Raw genomic sequence first — 23596 nt, forward strand, 5'->3', positions numbered from 1 at the left:
TCGATTGCCACAAGCGAAAATTGGAGACAGTCCCAGCAAGGATGATCCAAGAATAAAGTATTGGAGTTATCAATCTCAAAGAAAGAAAATAAAAATTACATAATTATCTATACATTGATTTATAAAACTCAGGTAAATCTACACACAATCCACAATATAAATATATAAATGAAAAATTATTGAATAAATATATACATTTTCTAAATATATAACCATGTTTATTTGAATATATGTCCTACTATGACTTCTGGCGCACATTTGTTATAGATAAGCAATATGATGCCACTCTAGCGCATTTTGTTATATATATCATCTTTCCACACTGCCCCTTCAGATTGTAATCAGTAACCCTCGGCGTGGGGCGGATTGGCCCAAATGCTGCCTGTGTTGAATGTTGTGACTGAGAGTGGCGATGCGTATATTATTGACAGGTGGGTGTGGTTTCATCGGATCTGCTGTGGTCAGGTATCTGATCCGCCAGACCACACATGAAGTTCTTAACGTGGATTGCATGACTTATGCAGCTTCGGAGGAGACCGTGGGTGAAGTTTCGGCGGACCCGCGTTATCGCCATGCGGCTGTCAATATCGTCAATGGTGTCGAGCTGCAGAAGCTGTTCGACGAGTACCGTCCCGACGCCGTCATGCATCTGGCAGCTGAAAGCCATGTCGATCGCTCCATCGATGGGCCTGGCGTGTTTGTCGAGACCAACGTAACAGGCACCTATACGGTTCTCGAAGCCGCCCGTCGCTACTGGCAGAGTCTTGATGCTGCAGCGCAGAGAGCCTTTCGCTTTCATCACATCTCGACCGATGAGGTCTTCGGGCATCTCGAGCTCGATGATCCGCCGTTCACCGAGACGACCCCCTACGATCCGCGCAGCCCGTATTCGGCATCCAAGGCTGCTTCGGACCATCTCGTGCGCGCATGGTATCACACCTATGGCCTGCCGACCTTCGTGACGAACACCACGAATAACTACGGCGTCTGGCATTTTCCCGAGAAGCTCATCCCGCTGGTGACGATCAACGCGCTCGAGGGCAAGGAATTGCCCGTCTATGGCAAGGGCGAGAACATTCGTGACTGGCTGTTTGTCGAGGATCACGCCGAGGCGCTGGTCAAGGCGGTGGAACAGGGCCAGCCGGGCGAGACCTATGCCATTGGTGCCCGTCAGCCGCGCACCAATCTCGATGTCGTCAGGACCATCTGCGCCGTACTCGACGAGCTGTCGCCCGATCCGGCAGGTCCGCGCGAGCGTCTGATCCGTTTTGTGATGGATCGACCCGGCCATGATTTCCGTTACGAGATCGACCCCAGCCATGCCGAAAAGGCTCTGGACTGGAAGGCAAAGCACGATTTCGAAACGGGTATCCGCCGCACGGTTCAATGGTACCTTGATAACCGCAACTGGTGGGAAGGCATTCGCGCCCGCCGCTACACCGGACAGAGACTGGGAACAAAAGCATGAACGCCATCGCTGCATCCAAGCCAATGAAGGGCATTCTTCTGGCCGGTGGGTCAGGCACACGCCTGTACCCGATGACGCTGGCGACTTCTAAGCAGCTCCTGCCGGTTTATGACAAGCCGATGATCTATTATCCGCTGACCACGCTCATGCTGGCTGGCATCCAGGATATCATGATCATCTCCACGCCCCATGACCTGCCGCAGTTCAAACGCCTGCTTGGCGACGGGTCGCAGTTTGGTGTGCGTTTCGAGTATCGCGAGCAACCTTCTCCCGATGGTCTGGCCCAGGCCTTTCTCATTGCAGAAGACTGGATCGATGGCTCGCCCTGCGCTCTGGCGCTGGGTGACAACCTGATCTTTGCCGATCATCTGGGCGTGCTGCTGCGCGCAGCAGCGTCGCGTCCCGAAGGGGCGACGGTTTTCGCCTATCAGGTGCGTGACCCCGAGCGTTATGGCGTGGTCAGCTTCGATGAGAGCGGCCGTGCCCTCGGCATCGTCGAGAAGCCCACGGAGCCGGAGTCGAACTGGGCGGTGACCGGTCTCTATTTCTACGACCATCGCGTTGTGGAATTTGCCAAGAGGGTCAAGCCGAGCCCGCGCGGTGAACTCGAGATTACCGATCTGAACCAGATGTATCTGGAAGAAGGCACATTGCAGGTCGATCGTCTGGGTCGCGGCTGTGCATGGCTTGATGCCGGTATGCCGGACAGCCTGATGCAGGCAGGTCTGTTCGTTCAGACAATCCAGTCCCGTCAGGGCATGCTGGTTGGCTCACCGACCGAAGTCGCCTATCGCATGGGCTTCATTGATCGCGAACAGCTCATGATTCAGGGTAACGCGAAGAAGAAGACCGAGCTGGGCCGTATGCTGCTTGAGCTGGCAAACCAGTCTCATTCAGCCCGCAACTAGGAGCAGGTTCATGAAAGTCGAACGTCTCGCCATTCCTGACGTCATCCTCGTCACGCCGCAGCGCTTCAGCGATTCACGCGGGTTCTTTTCGGAAACCTACAACCATCAGAAGATGGTCGAGGCCGGGATTGATCTGACCTTTGTGCAGGACAATCAGAGCCTTTCCGTTCAGAAGGGCGTGGTGCGCGGTCTGCATTGCCAGGTTGCACCTTATGTTCAGGGCAAGCTCGTGCGTTGCACCAAGGGCGCGATCTGGGACGTGGCAATCGATGCCCGCACCGGCTCGCCCACCTACGGCAAGTGGGTTGCAGCGGAATTGTCAGAGGAAAACTGGTCGCAGCTCTGGGTCCCGCCAGGCTTCCTGCATGGGTTCGTGACCCTGCAGGAAAACACCGAGGTTCAGTACAAGTGCACATCGCTTTACGACAAGGCCTCGGAACGCGCGGTTATCTGGAACTGCCCGCATCTGGCCATTGACTGGCCAATCAGCGCAGATGAGGTCGTTCTGTCCGACAAGGATCAGGTTGCGCCCCATTTCACTGAAGCCAAGGGATGGTTCCAGTATTCATGAGCACGGCATCTGAAAAAACGATCCTTGTCACGGGTGGGCAAGGTCAGCTCGCCACGTCGCTGAAGACCCTTGGCGGAGATCGTGTGATCGTTGTCGGTCGTCCCGAATTCGATCTCGCCAACCCGGAGACCATGGCAGCGACGCTGGCGCGTTACACGCCCTCTCTGGTGGTGAACGCGGCAGCCTGGACGGCTGTGGATCTGGCGGAAAGCGAGATCGCGGGCGCAGAAGCCGCCAACGAGACCGGTCCGGCCGAGCTGGCACGTCTTTGCACGGCGCAGGACATGCCGCTCATTCATGTCTCGACCGACTATGTGTATGCCGGTGACAAGGGCTCGCCCTATGTCGAAACCGACCCTGTCACGCCACAGACGGTTTACGGTCGCACCAAGGCGGCAGGTGAGCAGGCCGTGCTGAAGGCGCAGCCGAAGAGCGTGATCCTGCGTACGGCCTGGGTCTATTCCGGGCATTGCAAGAACTTCGTGCGGACCATGGTGAATGCCGGGGCGAAGAACACGCATCTGAAGGTTGTGGGCGATCAGTATGGTTGCCCCACCAATGCCGATGATCTGGCCAAGGCTATTCTGGGCATTGCGGACCAGATCCAGGCTGGTTGGCAGGACAGGTTTGCCGGGATCTATCATGCCTGTGGCACAGGTGAGACAAGCTGGCACGGACTGGCGGTGGCTGCCCTTGAAGAGGCCGTGCGTCATGGTCAGACCATGCCGGTCGAGGTGACCGCTATCCGCACGCTGGACTGGCCTACCCCGGCCAAGCGCCCGCAGGATTCACGCCTCGATTGCAGCAAGCTCGAACAGGTCTTTGGTATCCGCCTACCTGAATGGCGCGATGGCGTCGCCCGCGCTGTGGACGAGCATTTTGCGGCGCAGCCGGCCTGAGCGTGGCGCAGGGCAATAGTATTCTGACCTCACCACCGCATCTTTATGCGGTGGGGGGGCGTGATACGGAGCGGGCGGCCTCGGTGCCGCCCGTTGCGATTCTATTGTCCGTCTATAATGGTGAGGTGTTTCTCAACCAGCAGCTCGACAGTTTTCTGGCACAGACAGAAAGCAGCTGGTGCCTCTACTGGCGTGACGATGGCTCGCAAGACGCCTCACGCGCCATCATGCTCTCCTTTCAGGAACATCGCGGTCAGGGGCGCTGCATCGAGATTGACGCTGAACCCGGCAATATCGGTGTTGCCCGTTCCTATGCGCTCCTGCTCGATGCGGCGCCTCCGGATGCGCTGATCGCATTTGCAGATCAGGACGACGTCTGGGTTCCCGAAAAACTGCAATGGGGCCGTCAGGCCCTGAGCGGCTGCGAGGGACCTGCCCTTTATTGTGCGCGTCAGTTTCTGACCGATGAGTCTCTTACGGTATTGGGACCTTCGCTACCGCTTCGTCGTCAGCCTGATTTTCGTACGGCTCTCATCCAGAATCTGGCCACGGGCCATACCGTTCTGCTCAACCCGGCGGCGGCTGCGCTGATACGTTCCACCCTGCTACCCGAGGGCATACTCCATGACTGGTGGAGCTACGCTCTCGTTCTGGGTATGGGGGGACAATTCATCTTTGATGAGCGCTGTGTGGCGCTTTACCGGCAGCATCGTCGCAATGCAGTCGGGGTCGAACGCTCGATCCTGACCCGTGGCCTGCGTGCCATACGGCGCGGCCCCAAATCGTTCATGGCCCTTCATGTCGCGCTGATGACGCATCTTCTGCAACCCGATCTTTCGGTGCACCTCAAGCCGGAATCACGGGTATTTCTTCTGCGTTTGCGCAAGGCGCTGGGTGGCGGGATCAGGGAACGACTGCGCTTTCTGATCAAGGAACGCGGCTTTGTGCGCCAGCGTATGGCCGAAACGTGGCTGTTCCGGTTGTGGTTCCTGCTTTACGGCAATTCCAGTCCGAAAGCCTGACAGCTCTCGCGCATGAAACCAGGAGGGGTTGCCCGTGCACTCACCTGATCATCGCGCAAAGACAGATCGAGCGAGCGGCTCATGAGGTGCAGGGCACCCTGTCCGCCGCCATAGCGTTCATCACCCAGAATGGGGCAACCCAGCAGCGCACAATGGACGCGCGCCTGGTGAGTGCGCCCTGTCAGCAGGGTCAGTTCAAGAAGGGCATGCGTCCTGCCACGGGACAGAACCCGCCATGAGGTGCGGGCGCTTTGTCCTTCGGGGTATGTTTCCATATGCCAGCCAGCCTGCGTACTTACCTTGCGCAGGGGAGCGTCGATCAGACCTTCATTCTCCGTCGGACCGCGATGGACGACCGCCCAGTAGGTCTTGCGGACGTTGCCTGAGGCAAAGAGCGCCTGTGCCTCCACAAGGGCCTGCTTGCGCAGGGCAATCATCAGACAGCCGGAGGTGTCTGTATCGAGGCGGTGAACCAGCCACGGGCCATCCTTGCGACGCGACAGCAGGGGAAAAAGCGCCTCGACAGAATGGCGTGCCTTGGGCCCTGGATGGACCGGAAGCCCGGCAGGTTTGTCGATCACGACCAGGCGCGGGCTCTCATAAAGAACCGGATAGGGAAAGCGGTCGCTTATCGCATGGTCGGTCATCGGGCGGTCAGGCATTGGGGCGGTCAGTCATCGTACAGGCTGGGCATGAAACGGCGTCAGGGCAGGGGAGGGGGGTCAGTCCTCGTCGCGCTGACGGCGGGCAAGGACTTCGCGCTTGCCCACATGATTGGCAGCGCTCACGATCCCCTCTTTCTCCATCTGCTCGATGATCTTGGCCGCGCGGTTATAGCCGATCGACAGGTGACGCTGGATGAATGAGGTCGAGGCCTTGCCCTCACGCGTTACCAGATCGACAGCCTGATCGAACAGGCTGGATTCGGCATCGTAATTGCCGCCACCCATACCGTTTCCGCTCGAAGAGGCGCTTCCACCTTCATCCTCGAGGCTGGAAATCACCTCGTCGTTATAGACAGGCTCGCCCTTGCTGCGCAGATCGGCCACCACATCCTCGACCTCGCTATCGGCCACGAAAGGTCCATGCACGCGGGTGATACGGGCCGCGCCCTGCATGTAAAGCATGTCGCCCTGGCCCAGAAGCTGCTCGGAACCCTGCTCACCCAGAATGGTGCGGCTGTCGAATTTGCTGATCACCTGAAAGGAAATACGTGTCGGGAAATTGGCCTTGATGGTGCCGGTAATCACATCGACGGAGGGACGCTGCGTGGCCATGATCACATGGATGCCGGCCGCACGGGCTTTCTGAGCCAGACGCTGCACCGCAGCTTCGATTTCCTTGCCTGCCACCATCATCAGATCGGCCATTTCGTCGATCACCACCACGATATGCGGCATCGTCTCGAGCGCAAGCTGCTGTTCGTCGAAAACCGGCTGGCCGGTTTCGGGGTCGAAACCGGTCTGCACGCGACGCGTCACCAGTTCTCCCGTCGAGCGGACCTGACGCACGCGCTGATTATAGCCCGTGATGTTGCGCACCTGCAGATGCGCCATGGAGCGGTAGCGCTTGTCCATTTCGCGCACGGTCCATTTGAGCGCGGCCACTGCCTTGTTCGGCTCGGTGACGACAGGCGTCAGCAGATGCGGAATCCCGTCATAGATCGAGAGTTCGAGAATTTTCGGGTCGATCATGATCAGGCGGCACTCTTCCGGCGTGAGCCGGTAGAGCAGCGACAGGATCATGGCATTGACGCCTACCGATTTGCCCGAGCCTGTGGTACCGGCAATCAGCAGATGCGGCATCTTGGCCAGATCGGCATAAACCGGATTGCCCGCAATATCCTTGCCAAGCGCCAGACGCAGTTGCGCCCCCGGCTCATGGAATTCGGGTGTATCCAGCAGTTCAGAGAAATACACCGTTTCGCGCGAGGCGTTGGGGACTTCGATACCAATGACATTGCGCCCCGGCACGGTGGCGATACGCACACTCAGCACCGAAAGCGAGCGCGCAATATCATCCGCCAGACCGATCACGCGGGCAGAGCGAATACCGGGTGCCGGTTCGAGCTCGTAAAGCGTAACCACCGGGCCAGCGTGAATATCGCCAATCTGACCCTGCACACCGTAATCGGACAGAACCTGCTCCAGCAGGCGGGCATTGGCCTGCAAAACCTCATTGGACGGGCCATTGCCACCATGAGCGGGTGCCTTGCGCAGCAGGCCCAGCGATGGCGGTTGCCAGCCCGCGCTTTCCCATCCCTGACGGGCGGCGGGTGCAGGCTGGGGCTGGTTGCTGCGTTCACTGCGTGCGCGGCCAAAGCCGAAGAATCCGCGTCTGGGCTCCTCTTCCTGTTGAGGCACTGGAGCCGGTTCTTCAGGAAACGGCGCAGCCTCCTCGATTTCGGCATAACGGGTTATCGCCGCTGTTTTCGATACGCTGTCCTGATCGCGGGCGATCTGGGCCAGCTGCACCGCATAGGGGTTTGAAGGGGATGGCTCAGGGGCTGGCGCCGGTTGTGTGGTCACCGCCTGAGGGCGCGGCGCCGAAGCCGGCTCATCAATCTTGTCAGGCGGTTGCAACCACCCGGTATTGGCCGGAATGAACGGCGCGCGCGCAGCCTCCTGGCCACGTCTTGGTGTGGGATAGGGGTGCTCATGACGATAGGCATTGGCCTCGACCGGCTCATAGCTGCTCCAGTCCGGCGGCGCAGACTGGCGGGCCTTGTTCCCCATACGCCGTGCCAGATTTTCGGAGCCGCGGCCAACGGAACGGGCGCCGCGGAACAGGGCACGCCACTCGCTGCGACGCAATCCAACAGCCAGAGGAACGAGCAGGATCGTGAGCAACAGGCCCAGCAGCGAAAACACAATACCGCCTGCACGTCCCATGGCCGCATGGCCCGCAGAAACCAGGTGATCAGCAAGAACAAGCCCGAGTTGTCCCCCCAGCCCCGCGCGCGACGGCCAGCTTGTGGTCAATGCCGGTATCAGGACCTGCAAGGTGGCAATCAGCGCGGCCGCAACAGGCAAAAGACAGAAAAAGGCGATGAACCGCAGGATCGGCACGCTCAGCGCGTGGTGACGTACGATCTGCCAGGCCCAGCACAGCATCACGATAATGGGCAATGCACTGGCCAGACCCAGCCATTGCACCAGGGCATCGGCCAGCGTCGCGCCGGGCTGACCCAGCAGGTTTGTCGGCACCGCTGTCGTGGCTGTGTCGAATGAGGGATCCTGCGGATTGTAGCTCCACAGGGCCACGCCCAGCGCCAGAGCAAGGGCGAGCAGGATGAAGCCACCAAGCTCCGTCAGCCTGTCCTGAAACGGGCCGCGCTGCCGTGGCGCTGTTGTGCCTGATGAAAAGAAGCGGCTGAACGAAGCCAAATTCGCGTCTTCCTGTCTTTGCGCAATACATCATACCCCGCGCATGGGGCATCGAGCATCGTCTGGATCTATACGTGTCGTGTGGCAGAACTATAGCGGAACGTTGTGTAGAGACGAGAGCAAAAAAGGCTGTAATCCGCCGTTATTCGGGGGACGTCGCCATGCCAGACAGGGGGCGGCTCCATTCGTCGCCAGAGAACGCGTCTCCGCTGGGGGTTTTCAAGTCCGCGCCGGGAATAAGAGGGGTTTTCTCTGGCCCGGATCCAGGCAGAGCCTTGGGGGAGGTGGCGTTGAGGTGTTGCGCCATACGCCACCAAAAGACAGTTCCTTTTTACGAACCTGTCTGATCTCAGATGCTGGGCGAGGACACTCTTCCTTCTTGAGCGCCGGTCAGTATCCTGCGGTGATGGTTCAGAGTTACGATGCGCGCCAGATCCTGACCTGGGCCACACCGAAGCGCCGCTCGGTCAACAAGGGAAGCTCGATGGCGAGTTCGTCCTTGACTGCGGTTTCAGCCACGATAATGGCTTCAGGGGCAATCCAGCCGGAGCGGGCCAGAGCCTTGAGGGCCGCCGGGACAAGGTCCTTGCCATAGGGCGGGTCTAGAAAGACGAGCGTGCAAGGGCGCGGCGCGCGTGGCGCACGCGTGACATCGCAGGTCAGCACGGACAGGTCGCGATCCTCGAAGCGGCAGGCGCGGATATTGGCCGAAATCGTGGCGCGTGCACTGCGGTCCTGCTCCATGAAGACGGCGGAAGCGGCACCGCGTGACAAGGCTTCAAGCCCCAGAGCGCCAGTGCCGGCAAAGGCATCGAGCACATGGGCGCTGCTCAGGAAGTCCGAACTAGCCCAGGGGGCATGGGCCAGCATGTCGAACACGGCCTGACGGGCGCGATCAGAGGTGGGGCGGGTGGTCTCGCCCCGTGGCGCCTGAAGGGCGACGCCTTTGCGTTCACCGCCGACGATACGCATTATTCTTCTTCGGCATCGGGGCTGGTTGTGTCGGGGGTCGTATCCCTGACCACCCGACGCACCCGACGTGGGGCCGCTGCAAGGCCCGGGATCTGCTCGCGCAGGATCTTGCCCTGCACCTCCTCGATCTCGCGTTTCTGCAACGTGCCAAGCTGGAATGGGCCATAGGAGACGCGGATCAGACGGCTGACATGCAGGTTGAGACCCATCATGACGCGCCGGATTTCGCGGTTCTTGCCTTCCTGAAGGCTGACGGTCAGCCAGGCGTTATCGCCCTTCTGCGAGTCCAGACCGGCTTCAATGGGACCATAGCGCACACCATCGAATTCCGAGCCATGAGCCAGAGCGGCCAGCTTGCGCTCGTCCACAACACCGAACACGCGCACACGGTAGCGGCGTATCCAGGCATTGGAAGGCAGCTCAAGGCGGCGGGCAAGCTCACCGTCATTGGTGAGCAGAAGCAGCCCTTCGGAATTGATGTCCAGACGCCCGACGCTGACGACGCGCGGCATGCCCTCAGGCAGGGAGTCGAACACGGTGGGTCGTCCCTGCGGGTCACGATGGGTGGTCATGAGCCCGTCCGGCTTGTGATAGCGCCAGACACGGGTGTGTTCCTTGCCCCCGATCACCTTGCCATCGAGCTGAATGATGTCGCCATCCTGTACGAAGGTGGCGGGATGCTTGACCGAAGAGCCGTTCATGCGGATGCGATCGGCCTCGATCATGCGTTCGATGTCGCGTCGGCTGCCCACGCCTGCGCGGGCCATCCATTTGGCGATGCGTTCGCCCTTCTGTTCTTCGGTCATGCTCGTCTGTCCTGTGGTGTCGCGTGTCGGGCCGCGTCGATGAAACCAGCCAATAGACGCGCGTCACCTGGATCGATAGCGAATTCCGGATGCCACTGCACCCCCAGATAAAAAATTCCGTTGCCAGTGTCGTTGCTGGTGTCGTTGTCGGTACCGGGGGCTTCGATGGCCTCGATCAGGCCATCAGGGGCACGGGCACTTACCAATAGCCCCCCGGGGTCGCGCACGCCCTGATGATGGGAGGAATTGACCCGCATGGTCGCGCATCCGGTGTAGTGGGCCAGACGCGACCCGGGAACGAGGATCACATCGTGACCGGCTTCGTCGCGTGGGTTCGGCTGTTCATGGGCGATCGGCCCCGGTGCATGATCGGGAAGATGCTGGTGCAGTGTCCCACCCCAGGCAATGGCCATCAGTTGCATACCGCCGCAGATGCCGAGTACCGGCAGGCTACGATGGCGGGCGGCTATAATATAGGCCAGTTCGGCGTCCGTGCGTCCCGGCTTGAGAGTCGTACGCGGGTGCGGGGCTTCACCGTAAAGTGCAGGGTCGGGGTCGAACGCGCCCCCGGTGACAACCAGCCCGTCAAGACGCTCCATATAGGCCTGCGCCAGATCGGGCTCGTGGGGCAGCCCCACCGGCAGCCCGCCTGCGTTGCGGATGGCATCGAAATAGTTTTGCCGCAGGGCGTGATAGGGCCAGCGGGAAAAATCCTGTGGGCCACCCGGCTCGATATCGAGGGTGAGGCCGATGAGGGGCGCGCGTGTCATGAGGTGGATGTAAGCAGGGTTTTCCGGCAAACAGAAGGCAGACGTGCAGGATAGCACGACGAACGATGAGAGGGGGGTCATACGGCATGAGGCAGAAGCACAGTCATGGTTCTTCCCCCCTTAGCCGGAGAGGGGATGAAAGCGCCCCCCCTGATAGGCGTGGCGATGGCACCAGCCCGCCGCGTCTGGACCCGTCCGAGGCCATGAGCTGTGCTCTTGAGGCCGCCCGCGAAGCGGCCTCAAGGGGGGAGGTGCCTGTGGGTGCAGTCGTGCTTGGGGCAGACGGACAGGTTCTGGCCTGTACCTCGAATGAGGTTGAGCAAAGGCTCGACCCCAGTGCCCACGCGGAAATTCTCGCAATGAGGGAGGCTGCGCGGGTGCTCGGGTCGCGGTCGCTCGCCTCGTGCACCCTGGTCGTGACGCTGGAGCCCTGCCCCATGTGTGCAAGCGCCATGACGCATTTTCGCCTTGGACGGGTGATTTATGGTGCCTACGACCCGAAGGGGGGCGGGGTCGATCACGGACCACGCATTTTTGAGCAACCTGCCTGTCTGCATCGGCCTGAAGTGATTGGCGGGGTACGCGAGCACGAAAATGCTGAATTTCTGAAGAAGTTTTTCATGACATTGCGGGAATCGCGCGCGTCCTGAAACGGATTACCACGTTTTTACGCGCCCCTATTCTGGACGAACCGAAGGTCGGTTCATAAGTTCTCTTGATCACACCGCACCCTGATGGTGCCAAAGCTGGAAAGATCATGACTGACGCCATGCCTGTTCGTTTGACGCCTTCACGCAAATTCCGTTCACTGGCTCTGGTTGCAGCCACTGCGCTGTCCATCGGGGTTGGTGCCTCGTCTCCCGCCTGGGCAGAAGGGCCGATCACGCCCCAGACCCAGCTTCAGACGCTGCCGAATTTCGTCAATCTGGTGAAGCAGGTGAAGCCTGCTGTCGTTTCCATCACCTCCCACATCCGCGCTGATGTGGCCGAGCAGGAAGAAGGCGGCGGCGGTGGCGGCCAGCAGATGCCGCAGGGCATGCCCTTCCCGTTCCCCTTCCCGTTCCAGATGATGCCGCAGCAGCAGCAGCCCCGTCGCACTGTCGAGGCCCGCGGCTCGGGCTTCATCATCTCCAATGACGGCTACATCGTTACAAACAACCACGTGGTGAACGGGGCTACAAAGGTTTCGGTCACGCTGGACGATGGCACGACCCTGCCTGCCAAGATCATAGGTCGTGACCCCAAGACCGATGTGGCCCTGCTCAAGATCAAGCCCAACGGCAAGCTGCCTTTCATCGAGCTGGGCGATTCAGACAATGTGCAGCCCGGTGAGTGGGTCGTGGCCGTGGGTAACCCGTTCGGTCTCGGTGGCACGGTCACGGCGGGTATTGTCTCGGCGCGCGGTCGCGATCTGAATGCCGGACCGTATGACGATTTCATCCAGATCGATGCGCCAATCAATCATGGCAACTCGGGTGGTCCGCTCTTCAGCCAGAACGGCAAGGTGATTGGCGTGAATGCGGCGATCATCTCGCCCTCAGGCGGGTCGATCGGCATTGGCTTTGCCATTCCGTCCAACACGGTCAAGAGTGTGGTGGACCAGCTCCGCACCTCCGGTCACGTCACGCGTGGCTATCTGGGTGTGCTGATGCAGCGCATTTCGCCCACGCTGGCGCAGGCTCTCGGCCTGAAGCCGAGCGAGCCGGGGGCGCCGCCTGAAGGGGCTCTTGTGGCGCAGGTCACCAAGGGCGGCCCGGCCGACAAGGCTGGCCTGAAGAGTGGTGACGTCGTAACGGCGCTGAACGGGGCCAAGATCAAGAGCGTTCACGATCTGGTCGTGCATACCGTCTCGATGAAACCCGGCACGGATGCGACGCTGACTATCCTGCGTGACGGCAAGAGCCAGACCATCACCGCCAAGATCGGCAATATGCCCAAGGATGGCGAGGGAGCAGACTCCGGCGCTGGAGACGATAACGGCCAGACCAATGGCGGCAAGATCGGTATCTCTCTCGCACCGCTTTCGCGTGACATGCGCCAGCAGCTTGGTGTGGATGACACCGTCAAGGGGGCGGTGATCAGCCAGATCGTTCCCGGGTCACCTGCCGAGCAGGCTGGTGTACGTCCGGGTGACATCATTCAGGGTGTTGGCAACACGGCCGTCGACAACCCCCGCGCTGTGCTGACTGCCGTGCGTGGTGTGCTCAAGAACAAGCAGCCCGTGCTGTTGCGTGTGCTGCGCGATGGTCAGCAGATCTTCATTGCCATCGCTCCGGGCGGAAGCGACAGCGATGACGACAGCAATGATGACGGCAACTGAGTGCGTGAGATTCTCCATGCCAGAGCGGCATGGGGAGAAAGGCCTCGTGAGGCTGTGAAAGACTGAAAAAGGGGCGGGGTGAGCAAACCCTGCCCCTTTTTTCATAGTGGCAGGGTCAGGGCCGGCCGCGCAGGATTTGCGACGATGACCGGGCTGCGGCACAGTAGCGGCATGACCCGTATCTTCATTGATTCCGATGCCTGTCCGGTCAAGGACGAGGTCTATCGCGTGGCCGGGCGCTATGGCCTGCACACGCTGGTTGTGGCCAATCGCATGATTGCCCTGCCCGACTCTCCCCTGATCGAACGTGTGGTGGTTGAGGCTGGCCCTGACGTGGCCGATGACTGGATTGCCGAGCGTTCCGTCGAGAATGATATCGTGATCACCGCCGATATTCCGCTCGCCGCACGTTGTGTCGAAAAAGGCGTGCATGTTCTCGACCCCAAGGGGCGTGTGCTCGATGGCAATGCCATCGGCATGGCGCTGGCCATGCGTAACCTCATGACCGATCTGCGTTCGGCGGGGATGATGACACCGGGTGGTGCCGCTTTTGGCAAGGCCGATCGCTCTCGCTTCCTCTCCGCGCTGGATACGCTGGTCAACAAGGCGCGCAAACCGCGCCTGCGCCCGATGACCCTGCCGCCCGGTTAGTGTCCGAGCGAAATTATCTCCCTCGTGAAAAAGCGTTGAGCGATCTTCGTTCGTGACTCCCTCTCCCCGTCACCGGGCCCTTCAGAAACAGGATCTGCGGGAATGAAAAAGATCTCCTTTTCGGACGCTGGCCGACTCATGCGCGAGAGTTTCCGACTGGGCTTCCTCAACCGCCCGGATGTCCTGACGCTGTCAGGCGGTCTGATCGTCGCAGATTGTCTGTTTGCGGTGATCAGACAGACGAACTGGCCGGACGGGATATCAGGTCATGGCGTTTCGGCGCATTTCGAGCCGCTGATGCTGCGTGGTCTCGACACGATCGCGATGTGGTTTCTGACGCTCACCGTTACCCGGGCCAGTCTGACGCCCTGGCAAGGTGTCAGCCTCTGGCAGCTGGACCGGGGCGCATTGCAGTCTCTGGGTGTCAACGTGATCGTTCAGGGGCTTCCGACCGTACTGACCCTGCTGGCGGCTTCCAGCCTGAGCGATTATGTCAATGGAAACGCGGGTTTCTCGGCGAAGGCAGGGGGTATTCTTTTCCTGTGTCTGCTGGGCGCTTTCTATATCTGGCTGATCGTGCGCTGCCTCACGATGAGTTATCTTGCGTGGGAAAGCGGGCATGCAGGTTTTCGGATCAGGCGCAGTTTCGAGGCGATGAAAGGGCATGTCTGGAGCTACGTGTTCTGGAATGTCGTCCTGGCCATGCCTTCCGCTCTGGCGACCGTTCTGGTGGGGAAAATCACCGCCAGCTTTCCCCCCGGCACGTATCTGATAGAGGGATGTCTTGTGGTTGCGACCCTGATTGCTGCAGCACAGCATGTCGTCTCCCGCAGCTTCGATCTGCGGTTTTTTCGGGCCCTCGCGCTCGACCGGCCCGAACAAACCGGGACAGGCAATCTTTTCGGGCATTCATGAGCCCAAAACCAGAGATGGCCAAATTCTTACATTTGTGTCATCTTTATCCGGTGGTCAGATTGTCCCCCATTCTGCTGACTGAACGGAAGGATGGCGCATCATGACCCATGCCATCTTGCTGACGACCTTGTTCTGGAAATGACCGATTTCATGACCGCTTCGATACAGGATACCGCACGGGAAACAGCGCCGGATGAACATCTGGCCTCGCTCCTTCTCGATGCCCGGCGCACAAACAAGCCGCTGCATACCGTCCCCGAGACCATCGTTCCCATCAATCCCAAGGCCGCCTATGCGGTGCAGGACGTTGTGGCACGCGCATTGAGCGCGTCGGGCAAGGGGGAGATCGTGGGATGGAAGGTGGGCGCAGCCACACCCACAGCGACTCCTTCCTGTGCACCGCTGCACCGGGCAACGGTGTTCGAAAGCGGGCATGATCTGTCTCCGTCCTTTTGCCGCTTTCATGGCGTTGAGGCAGAGATTGCCTATTCCTTCGCGAAAGATCTGCCTGCGCGTGATACGCCCTGGACCGTGGAAGAAGTGGCTGAGGCCATCGGGGCCATTCACGCTGCCATCGAATTGCTCGATACGCGTTTCGTCGCACCCGATACACAGCACAATCTGTCGCATCTGGCCGATCAGGGCAGCCATGGCGTGCTGGTGGTCGGGCGTGGCGTTACCGAGTGGCGCGACTTCACCCCCACCACCCTGCCCATGACCATGCTGGTGAATGGCGAGAAGCGCTACGATCAGAAAGGCGGCAACAAGGCTGGCGACCCGCTTCGTCTGCTCACCTGGCTGGCCAATCACGCTATCGAACGCGGACGCCCGCTCAAGGCTGGCGATGTGGTCACGACAGGCTCGACCATGGGCACGCTGTTTCTCGAAGATCCGGCCGAAATCTGTGTTGCCTTCGAGGGGCTTTTCCCGGTCGAAACCCGCATCGGTGCGCCTTTTCGCAGCTGAGCGCGTTGGCATGGATCATACCGGCCACGCATGGACTCATCATCGGCGTATTCTTTGCGTCACGCCAAGGTGATGCACAAAGTGGTCGGGTTCTTCCTAGGGTTGCAGGATCTGCAACCCGCATGACGGACGTATCATGGCCAGCAAGACAGATATTCTGATGATCGACCCGATGCCTGACAGCTTCAACGAGCAGCTCGGGTCGCCTTTTCATCTGCATCAGTTCACCACGCTGGAGGCGCTCGGGCCGCTGGCTGAGCGGATAGAGGGCGTGACAACCGGTGGTGGCAGTGGCCTGCCACGCGCCATCATGGATGCCCTGCCCAATCTTAAAATCATCTCGGTCAATGGCGTGGGTTATGACAGGATCGACCTGGATGAATGTCGCCGCCGACAGATCCGTCTGGCCACGGCACAGGGCGTGCTGACTGAAGATGTTGCCGATATGGCCATGGGTCTGATGCTCGATACGATGCGGGGCATCACGACCAGTGATCGTTTCGTCCGCGCCGGGCGCTGGGGCCATGAAACCGTACCGAATTCATGGACGCTCAAGGGGCGCAAGCTGGGCATTGCCGGGTTTGGGGCCATCGGCAAGGCCGTGGCCAAGCGCGCTGCCGCCTTTGACATGACCATCGCCTATTTCAGCTCGCGCGAGCAGAGTGACACACCCCAATACCCGTTCTATCCAGATTTGCGCGTTCTGGCCGAATGGGCCGATGTGCTGGTGCTGTGTGTCTCGGGCGGCGCGCGCTCCTTCCACATGATTGATCGAGAAATGCTTGAGGCGCTTGGACCGACCGGCTTCCTCATCAATGTGGCACGCGGCAGCGTGGTGGATGAGGCCGCTTTGCTCGAGGCCTTGCAGACCGGGGCCATTCGCGGTGCCGGGCTGGATGTTTTCGAGCACGAGCCCAGGATGGATGAAGCATTCTGGGCGCTGGATAACGTGGTGCTTCAGGCCCATCGCGCGAGTTCGACCGTTGAGACGCGTCACGCCATGGGGCGTCTGGTGTTCGACAACCTTGCCGCATTCTTTCAGGGCAAGCCGCTTCTGACGCCCGTGCTCTGACCGGCCCGGTTTTTACGATCGATACGGCGCGCCCTGCCCGAGAGATCCTCCACGCTCGTTCGACCGGTGCGAAACCGGTCGAAATGGAGGTTTTCCCCCGGTTTTTTGGGCTGTGATGCGCTGGGCAGCAGATAAACCCGGTCATCCGGATCATCAAAAAGGACAATATGGTTCTGGAAGAAATCGGTTCCGAGCAACCCCATGCCGAGATCATCCTGAGCATAGACCGACATGTGATCGAGTGATATCGCCCCCATACGCATCGACTTCACGGTTGTGCGCTTGAGGTGCGAGTGAATGGTGCCGTAAAGCGCAACGCCGGAATTTCCTGCCGGGTCGGCAGGATCGTCCTTTACCGGGTCGAGCCATATCGCCGGTATCGTCGTGACCGGTGTATCGGCATCGAGCACGAAATCACGGGCCACCCCATCAATGCTGACCGGGATCAGCCCTTTTCCATGTAAAGGCAGGGCTTGGGCCCCAGCGCCGATCAGAGCGGCGGGTGCAGAGCGGCACGCCGCATCACGGCTGAACCGGATCAGTGCGAAGGCGCTATGGGGCATATCCACCAGCACGGCGAGGTGGGAGAAAGCCTCGCGCCCGATCACCCCGATCAGAGGCCGTGAGCCGATCCTCTGGGTTGGATAATCCTCAAGCTGGATCATGTCCGGCGTTCCCATATCGAGGGGGCCTATGGCCAGCTGCCCTGCCTGAATGATGGGTTGAGGGTCAGTGTAGATCCCGTTTGTCGTGATCATGCCGGATCGGTGGGTGTCGTAAGTGTCGAAGCCGTCCATATTCCCGACATAAAGCTTGTCGAAGCCATGAGAGAAATACAGAGCGATGGGGCGGCCATTCAGCGTGGCAGGGATGATCGGGGAATCGCCCGATCCACCCAGAAGAGGCAAGGTGACCGCGCCGTCTATGCAGTCGGGCGGAACCGGCTGCCCCTGGGCAGAAGCCTCTCCCGCAAGACAGGAGACAACGCAGAGCGGGGGGACAAGGCAGAAGACCCAACGCGTTACATGACGAATGAAGGAACACCGCGCCAGTGGATGCAGTATGGCGCCTGCCACGCTCATCGGAGCTGGCTGTCCTTGCTTCCGCGACGGTTGATTCCTGTAAAAACCGGCCTTCTGTCGCGCTCGGACTGGCAATCAATGCAAAGCCGCACACCCGGCAGTGCCTTTTGCCGGGCAACAGGTATGTCCTCTCCGCAATTCACACATTCGGCGCAGCTCTCGCCATGCGGCATGGCCGCACGTGCACGGCTTACCGCATCAGCGATCGTATCATCGATCTGATCCTGAACGGCTCCATCGGGAGCCCAACCCGTTGCCATCAGCCTCATCCTCTTGTTCTGAACAAGACAGATGTTGGTACTCTATCCCCCGCTCTCAAGGAGGTCCCGCCGATATGTGTTGTTCGCCGTGTCGAGGGGGTAGCCGATAGGTAAAAGGCATCTAATACCACGAGTGGAATGGTCGGGGGCAATCAGACCACGATGCCCGATCGCTCATTTCATGCCGGTCTGGGTTCCTCCACCTGCGTAGATGGGTGTGAGCGGCCATGTCCCTGTAATGGGTCTGATAACAAAGTCCTGTCCGTCATTTTCAAGAGTATGAGGAAAGCGCAGCGATCCCTCTTTCCCAATCGCTGATGACGTGAGGGCAGGAAATGGACTGTATGGTTTGGATAATCGAAGAGGATGACATTGTGCTCGAAGAACGCCAGCCCGAGAATCCCGCTGGCCGTTCCCTGCCCTGAAGCGCCGGGGCTGCCTTGCAGATGAAAATCAGTCCCGGCAATGCCAGGGGGCACCGAAAGGGGGAGTGTCCCGTCCTTCAGGGCAGGCGTATCGCGCCGTCTGTCTGAGGGCCTGTATCCAGTTACAGCTCGTCCATCGGATGTTGCGACCCATATGGCGGGCAAGATGTTGACTGGCGTGTTAGGGTCCAGCGCCAGCGACCGTTTGACCCTGTTCAGGGGGATTTCAGCGCGATGCTCCGCATCGAGCGGAAAGGCCGTCTCACCAGGACCAAGGAACGCTGCCGCAGCATTGTCACAGGCCTTGTCATTTCTGAACCGCATGAGAGCGAAAACGCCGTGAGGCAAATCCATCAGGACTGCAAGGTGCTCGAACTGGTGTGCGCCAATCACGCCAATCACAGGGCGCTGATTGATATAACGGAAGGAGAATTGGGGAAGCCTGATCAAGGAAGGGGTGCCCAGATTAAGATCGCCCAGTTTGAGCTGTCCGGTCCGCATGAGTGGGGCGTCGTCGATCTTACTGCCATCGAGAGTGATTGTGCTGCGTTTGCCGGTGTCGCTCCCACCGTAGGGCATGATATCGCCGCCATAAAACCCGTCCACGGTGGTGGAATAATAGAATGCAACCGGTTTTCCCTGCATCGCGGCAGGAAGGATAGGGGCATCGCCCGGCCCACCGAGGATCGGCAGGGTCAATGCGCCGAGAACGCACGAAACAGGCTGGGCCCGAACCGGTGTCAAAAAGACGTCCGCCGTCAGCATTGTACCCAATATTGAAAGCAGAATAGTCTTCATCGCTATGAATTATCCTTGCTTCTGCGATCGCGGAACCTGGTAAGAACCATTTATTCCAGCAACCCGACATCACATTACCCCTGTATTGATAGTCAATACAGAACAAGCTTTGAGCAAGCCATGTTGTCTTGCGTACTCATGGCATGGCTGTTCTCGACCTGCCCGTATCGTTGACGTCTGTGTCGTCTGGTCCGGTGGCGCCATATGATCGCGACTGCCTTTGTCTTTCATCATGCGGGGCCAGACGAAAGGCTCGCGGCGCTGGGTGCAGCGAATCCCAGCTTCAAGGGCCTGCTCTGGCACAGCAAGCCGTTGGCGCACAAAGTGTGATGGGGCTCGAAATATGCCGAACCTGTTTTCGCCCCCACCGTTCACGCTCCTGCGAGGGAGGAAAAGCCGTGGATCGTTATGATCAGGTTAACAGTGTTGCCGTGATAAGGGCGCTCCCGAGGCAGGAACTGTTCAACACCGCTCAGGCTGCGGCCCATCTCGGCATTACGCTGGGACTGTTCAGGGCATTGCATGTTTTCCGTTGCGGGCCTCCTGCGCTGAACATCCGCTCCCGGCGTCTTTATCGCCGTAGTGAACTGGACAGGTTGCGCGAGCACTGGTGTGCGTCTGTTCTTGTTCGGGCCGAGGACAGGTTGAGCCATCCGACCGAAACCGAGGCCATGCCTGCCCCCTCGTTGCCGTACCCGTCTCGCCCTCTGCCTTATCCACTTGATCCGCTGATGCGTGTTCTGGCGTTACGCGCCATACGCCATCAGATCGTTATTTCGGTGTTCTGGGTAATGGGAATCATCGGTGGGGCGATCTGCCTGATTCTTTACTGAGCCAATTTGTGATCAGAACGCCCTGACATCTGCCAGTCTCAAAGGAATGACGCCCATGCGCTCTCGCTTGCCTGCCATCACGCTTTACGGTTCCCTCGCCTGCAATGCAGCATTGCTGGCGCTTGGAAAAGTCAGGACCGGCAGGGCTGTCAGAGGGGTCAATTGCACCGCTCACTGGTTAAAGGGAGATGAGGCTGCCTCGTTTGACGAGGTGGACCTGCTTCATTCAGGCACCGGTGCTGCCACCAATGTGGCAGCCGTGCTGTTCTGGGCTGTGCTGTACGATCGCGCACTTGGAAAACAGCCGGGCCTGCTGAGGGCGCTGGTCGTCACGTTGGCTCTCGGTCCGGTCTCAGCCCTGGTTGACTACAAGGCAACCCCAAAGCGTTTCACCCCCGGCTGGGAGCTGGTCTTTTCAAAGCAGGATATGACGCTGATTTATACGGCCATGGTGACGGGCATGGCTTTTGGCGTGACACGCCGCCGTAAGAACTGAGCCAACGCTCATCAGAACGCCCCCGCCTCGCCTGCAATCAGGCGGGGCGCGAGAACATGACGGGAGCATACCTGCCACAAGCCTTTGTCAGGCTGTTCCGCCAACTGTCAGCCCGGCCAGCTTCAGCGTGGGCTGACCCACACCCACGGGCACGCCCTGACCCGCCTTGCCACATGTGCCGATACCGGGGTCCAGCGCCACGTCCTGACCGATCATGGAAATCCTGTTCATGGCATCGAACCCATTGCCGATCAGGGTAGCGCCCTTGACGGGGCGCGACACCTCGCCATCCTCGATCAGATAGGCCTCCGACATGGCAAAGACGAATTTTCCCGAGGTGATATCCACCTGTCCGCCCCCGAAATCGACCGCATAGAGGCCCTTTCTGGTCGAGCGGATCATTTCTTCTGTCGTGGCGTCACCGCCCAGCATGAGAGTGTTGGTCATGCGTGGCAGCGGCGCATGGGCATAGGACTGGCGACGCCCGTTGCCGGTCGGCGCCACGCCCATCAGCCGGGCATTCATCCGGTCCTGAATGAAGCCGCGCAAGATGCCATCCTCGATCATGACCGTGCGACCCGAGGGGGTACCTTCATCGTCGATGGTGAGCGAGCCGCGCCCTTCAGCCAGCGTTCCGTCATCCACCACGGTCACGCCGGGGGCTGCCACGCGCTTGCCGACCATATTGCTGAAGCTCGACGTCCCCTTGCGGTTGAAATCACCCTCCAGCCCGTGCCCGACCGCTTCATGCAGAAGAATGCCGGGCCAGCCCGGGCCGAGCACGACATCCATTTCGCCAGCGGGTGCCGGGCCAGCCTCAAGACTTACCCTGGCGCGGCGTACCGCTTCGTCCACCGCTTCCTGCCATGTCTCGCGCCCTAGCAGGCGTGACAGGCTGTAGCGTCCGCCCATACCGCGGCTGCCACTCTCGCGACGTCCGTCGCGCTCAAGCACCACGGACACATTGAGTCTGACAAGGGGGCGCAGATCGGCTGTGCGAAAGCCTGAGTCGCGCATGATCTGTACCGCCTGCCATTCTGTCGCGATGCTGGCTGAAACCTGCACCACTTCGGGCCCGAGACCACGCGCATAGGTGTCGATCTCGCCCAGTACGGCGGCGCGTGCGGCAAAATCCGTATCGCTCAGGGGGCTTTCGGGCGCGTAAAGACGTCGGTTCGTGGCCTGCGGCGGCGCGGCAAGCGTACCGCTGCGCCCCTGACGCACGACCGAAACCGCACCTGCTGCGCGCTCCAGAGCGCTTTTGCTGATCTCGTCGGAATGGGCAAAGCCGGTTTCGGGACCGATGACGGAACGCAGACCGAACCCCGACGACGTATCGAAGCTGGCGGAGCGTATCACGCCGTCATCGAGCACAATGGACTCGCTTTCGCGATATTCGAGGAAGAGTTCGCCATCCTCGATGCCCTCAAGTGACCGGCTGACGATTTTCTCCGCCTCATCCCGCGTCAGGGTGCTGTCTGCCCGTTCGAAAAACAGGCGATCGGTCACAGCAAGGGCAGAAAGGGGCGTGGCGTCGGCGTGAGAGGTCATGATTCCCAAAGGCTCCTTCTTGAACCCAGACACATGGCCTCTCCGCCCTTCAAATGCGAGGGGAAACCCGACACAGGGATAAAAAACATCTCCGATGGCCGGGTTGGTGGCGTCAGTTTGGTAGCATCAGCTCTGCCGGGCCAGACGGCAGAATCCGGCCACGATAATCATCAGGGCGGCCAGCATGAGGAAGGCGCTGGAGAGGCTGGTGGCGTGAGCGACCACCCCAACAAGGGCCGGTCCGGCCAGAATCCCGGCATAGCCAAGGGTGGTGATGGCGGCGACGGCGGTCGAGGCTTTCATGACCTGCTGTCGCCCGGCGCAATTATACAGCACAGGCACGATATTGGCGCAGCCCAGCCCGATCAGGAAGAACCCCGCCAGTGAGAGCGGGGCGACAGGGGCCATCACGACCAGCGCAAATCCGCCCCCTGCGCAGAGCCCGCCCAGACCCATGATGAGCGGACGCCCGCACAGCGCAATGACACGATCGCCACTCAGTCGCCCAAGGGTCATGGCCGTCGCAAACACCGCATAACCCCAGCCCGGCTGTATGCCGAACGAGGGTCGCCCTTGCAGAAACACAGCCCCCCAGTCGAGCACCGCGCCCTCGGCAAGAAAGGCAATGCCCGTCAGGAGTCCCAGCACCCAGACCCGTCCACGGGGCAGCGCGAAACCTTCGCCACCGCCCGATTCTGGCTGATGCAGCAGACCGGGCCACACACGAAGGGCCAGAACAAACACAAGGATCTGTCCTGACAGGATGATGGACCAGAGCGGCATACCGGTCAGGGTGAGCACAGGAGAAGCCGCAGCGCCTGTGGCCCCTCCAATGCTGAACCAGGCATGAAACCCCGAAAGCAGGGGCGTGTCGCTGCGCTGCTCGACCTCTACAGCCTGAATGTTGATGGCTGTTTCCACCGCACCGAGCCCTGCGCCCAGCAGGAAAATGCCCAATGCCAGCCCCGGCAGAAAACTCAGCCATGACAGGGGCAGCAGGACCGCGCCGGCAAGGCCCAACCCGCCAAGGGTGACGGGACGACAGCCCCAGCGACCTACCCATGATCCGGCAAGAGGCATGCCCAGCACGGACCCGCAACCAAGACAAAGCAGGAGCATGCCCAGGCTGCCATCATCGAGCCCAGCATGATGTTTCACGATGGGGACAAGGCATGACCAGAGGGCAAATATGGCCCCTGTCAGAAAGAAGATGGTTCGCGTGCTGTTTTGCAACCTCTTCAGCTCTGGCCTGTTCATCATCAAAACCCGTCCTTCACCGGCATGCGCGGCGCATGTCCCTGGAACGCTTTCCAATGCCATCGGACAGCAGGGATGCACGTGACAAAACAATGCCCTGTGGCCGAGGCAAGAGCATGTCGCGACATGTCTGTGCTTGGGCATGAAGCAGCACAGACAAGCCCTTGT

Annotated in this window: 23 protein-coding genes; 13 read left to right on the top strand and 10 right to left on the bottom strand. The window is 60.2% G+C overall.

Annotation, left to right across the window (positions count from 1 at the left end; translation table 11 throughout):
- The first annotated feature begins 412 nt into the window (after positions 1-412).
- Genes rfbB through ACWNRM_RS05585 form a run of 5 tightly spaced genes read left to right on the top strand, consistent with a single transcriptional unit; the run spans position 413 to position 4868 of the window.
- Entirely contained in the window at positions 413-1468 is a 1056-nt protein-coding gene (gene rfbB / locus ACWNRM_RS05565) for a dTDP-glucose 4,6-dehydratase (protein WP_485170033.1), read from the top strand.
- A complete protein-coding gene (gene rfbA, locus ACWNRM_RS05570; RefSeq protein ID WP_485170032.1) occupies positions 1465-2376 on the top strand; it encodes a glucose-1-phosphate thymidylyltransferase RfbA in 912 nt (303 codons plus the stop codon). Before rfbB ends, rfbA begins: the two co-directional genes overlap by 4 nt.
- A 10-nt stretch (positions 2377-2386) precedes the next feature.
- The gene (rfbC, locus tag ACWNRM_RS05575; protein WP_122038388.1) at positions 2387-2947 is read left to right on the top strand and encodes a dTDP-4-dehydrorhamnose 3,5-epimerase; all 561 of its coding nucleotides are present in this window, start codon (positions 2387-2389) and stop codon (positions 2945-2947) included.
- The gene (gene rfbD, locus ACWNRM_RS05580; RefSeq protein ID WP_485170031.1) at positions 2944-3846 is read left to right on the top strand and encodes a dTDP-4-dehydrorhamnose reductase; all 903 of its coding nucleotides are present in this window, start codon (positions 2944-2946) and stop codon (positions 3844-3846) included. The genes rfbC and rfbD overlap by 4 nt, the downstream gene beginning before the upstream one ends.
- A gap of 2 nt (positions 3847-3848) precedes the next feature.
- Entirely contained in the window at positions 3849-4868 is a 1020-nt protein-coding gene (locus tag ACWNRM_RS05585; RefSeq protein ID WP_485172164.1) for a glycosyltransferase, read from the top strand.
- Here ACWNRM_RS05585 and ACWNRM_RS05590 read toward each other — a convergent pair.
- The 5 genes from ACWNRM_RS05590 to ACWNRM_RS05610 all read right to left on the bottom strand — a co-directional run bounded on the left by ACWNRM_RS05590 (position 4841) and on the right by ACWNRM_RS05610 (position 10802).
- On the bottom strand, positions 4841-5530 hold the full coding sequence (locus ACWNRM_RS05590) for an RluA family pseudouridine synthase (protein WP_485170029.1): 690 nt from the start codon (positions 5528-5530) through the stop codon (positions 4841-4843). The two genes, ACWNRM_RS05585 and ACWNRM_RS05590, sit on opposite strands and share 28 nt — an antisense overlap.
- Positions 5531-5590: 60 nt before the next feature.
- Positions 5591-8254, bottom strand: coding sequence for an FtsK/SpoIIIE family DNA translocase (locus ACWNRM_RS05595; RefSeq protein WP_485170028.1), 2664 nt, complete (start codon positions 8252-8254; stop codon positions 5591-5593).
- A gap of 417 nt (positions 8255-8671) precedes the next feature.
- A complete protein-coding gene (rsmD, locus tag ACWNRM_RS05600) occupies positions 8672-9226 on the bottom strand; it encodes a 16S rRNA (guanine(966)-N(2))-methyltransferase RsmD (RefSeq protein ID WP_485170027.1) in 555 nt (184 codons plus the stop codon).
- On the bottom strand, positions 9226-10032 hold the full coding sequence (locus tag ACWNRM_RS05605; protein WP_485170026.1) for a pseudouridine synthase: 807 nt from the start codon (positions 10030-10032) through the stop codon (positions 9226-9228). The genes rsmD and ACWNRM_RS05605 overlap by 1 nt, the downstream gene beginning before the upstream one ends.
- Positions 10029-10802 (bottom strand): gamma-glutamyl-gamma-aminobutyrate hydrolase family protein, encoded by a 774-nt coding sequence (locus ACWNRM_RS05610; RefSeq protein ID WP_485170025.1) that lies wholly within the window; start codon positions 10800-10802, stop codon positions 10029-10031. The genes ACWNRM_RS05605 and ACWNRM_RS05610 overlap by 4 nt, the downstream gene beginning before the upstream one ends.
- Positions 10803-11005: 203 nt before the next feature.
- On the opposite strand from ACWNRM_RS05610, the gene ACWNRM_RS05615 reads away from it, so the two are divergent.
- The 6 genes from ACWNRM_RS05615 to ACWNRM_RS05640 all read left to right on the top strand — a co-directional run bounded on the left by ACWNRM_RS05615 (position 11006) and on the right by ACWNRM_RS05640 (position 16726).
- Complete coding sequence (locus tag ACWNRM_RS05615) at positions 11006-11452, top strand: nucleoside deaminase (protein ID WP_485170052.1); 447 nt, start codon at positions 11006-11008, stop codon at positions 11450-11452.
- Positions 11453-11559: 107 nt separating this feature from the next.
- Positions 11560-13122 carry a Do family serine endopeptidase gene (locus ACWNRM_RS05620; RefSeq protein ID WP_485172165.1) on the top strand — a complete coding sequence of 521 codons (1563 nt, stop codon included), beginning with the start codon at positions 11560-11562 and terminating at the stop codon, positions 13120-13122.
- A gap of 171 nt (positions 13123-13293) precedes the next feature.
- Entirely contained in the window at positions 13294-13773 is a 480-nt protein-coding gene (locus ACWNRM_RS05625) for a YaiI/YqxD family protein (protein WP_485170051.1), read from the top strand.
- A gap of 102 nt (positions 13774-13875) precedes the next feature.
- Positions 13876-14688, top strand: coding sequence for a hypothetical protein (locus tag ACWNRM_RS05630; protein WP_485170023.1), 813 nt, complete (start codon positions 13876-13878; stop codon positions 14686-14688).
- A gap of 90 nt (positions 14689-14778) precedes the next feature.
- Entirely contained in the window at positions 14779-15654 is an 876-nt protein-coding gene (locus tag ACWNRM_RS05635) for a 2-keto-4-pentenoate hydratase (RefSeq protein ID WP_485172166.1), read from the top strand.
- A 136-nt stretch (positions 15655-15790) separates the two neighbouring features.
- The gene (locus ACWNRM_RS05640) at positions 15791-16726 is read left to right on the top strand and encodes a 2-hydroxyacid dehydrogenase (protein WP_485170021.1); all 936 of its coding nucleotides are present in this window, start codon (positions 15791-15793) and stop codon (positions 16724-16726) included.
- Here the strand turns inward: ACWNRM_RS05640 and ACWNRM_RS05645 are convergent.
- The 3 genes from ACWNRM_RS05645 to ACWNRM_RS05655 all read right to left on the bottom strand — a co-directional run bounded on the left by ACWNRM_RS05645 (position 16693) and on the right by ACWNRM_RS05655 (position 19291).
- Positions 16693-17808, bottom strand: a complete 1116-nt coding sequence (locus ACWNRM_RS05645; RefSeq protein ID WP_485170020.1) for a hypothetical protein — start codon at positions 17806-17808, stop codon at positions 16693-16695. The two genes, ACWNRM_RS05640 and ACWNRM_RS05645, sit on opposite strands and share 34 nt — an antisense overlap.
- The gene (locus ACWNRM_RS05650; protein ID WP_122038400.1) at positions 17805-18068 is read right to left on the bottom strand and encodes a DksA/TraR family C4-type zinc finger protein; all 264 of its coding nucleotides are present in this window, start codon (positions 18066-18068) and stop codon (positions 17805-17807) included. Before ACWNRM_RS05650 ends, ACWNRM_RS05645 begins: the two co-directional genes overlap by 4 nt.
- A gap of 179 nt (positions 18069-18247) precedes the next feature.
- Positions 18248-19291 carry a hypothetical protein gene (locus ACWNRM_RS05655; protein WP_485170019.1) on the bottom strand — a complete coding sequence of 348 codons (1044 nt, stop codon included), beginning with the start codon at positions 19289-19291 and terminating at the stop codon, positions 18248-18250.
- 398 nt (positions 19292-19689) lie between these two features.
- Here ACWNRM_RS05655 and ACWNRM_RS05660 point away from each other — a divergent pair, with 398 nt between their 5' ends.
- Entirely contained in the window at positions 19690-20124 is a 435-nt protein-coding gene (locus tag ACWNRM_RS05660) for a hypothetical protein (RefSeq protein WP_485170018.1), read from the top strand.
- Positions 20125-20179: 55 nt separating this feature from the next.
- On the top strand, positions 20180-20620 hold the full coding sequence (locus ACWNRM_RS05665; protein ID WP_485170017.1) for a hypothetical protein: 441 nt from the start codon (positions 20180-20182) through the stop codon (positions 20618-20620).
- A gap of 87 nt (positions 20621-20707) precedes the next feature.
- On the opposite strand, the gene tldD is transcribed toward ACWNRM_RS05665, so the two are convergent.
- Both tldD and ACWNRM_RS05675 read right to left on the bottom strand, forming a co-directional pair.
- Positions 20708-22171, bottom strand: a complete 1464-nt coding sequence (gene tldD / locus ACWNRM_RS05670) for a metalloprotease TldD (RefSeq protein WP_485170016.1) — start codon at positions 22169-22171, stop codon at positions 20708-20710.
- 126 nt (positions 22172-22297) lie between these two features.
- Complete coding sequence (locus tag ACWNRM_RS05675) at positions 22298-23431, bottom strand: MFS transporter (protein ID WP_485170015.1); 1134 nt, start codon at positions 23429-23431, stop codon at positions 22298-22300.
- Positions 23432-23596 lie beyond the last annotated feature (165 nt).

This window comes from Asaia sp. A2 (assembly GCF_057319415.1).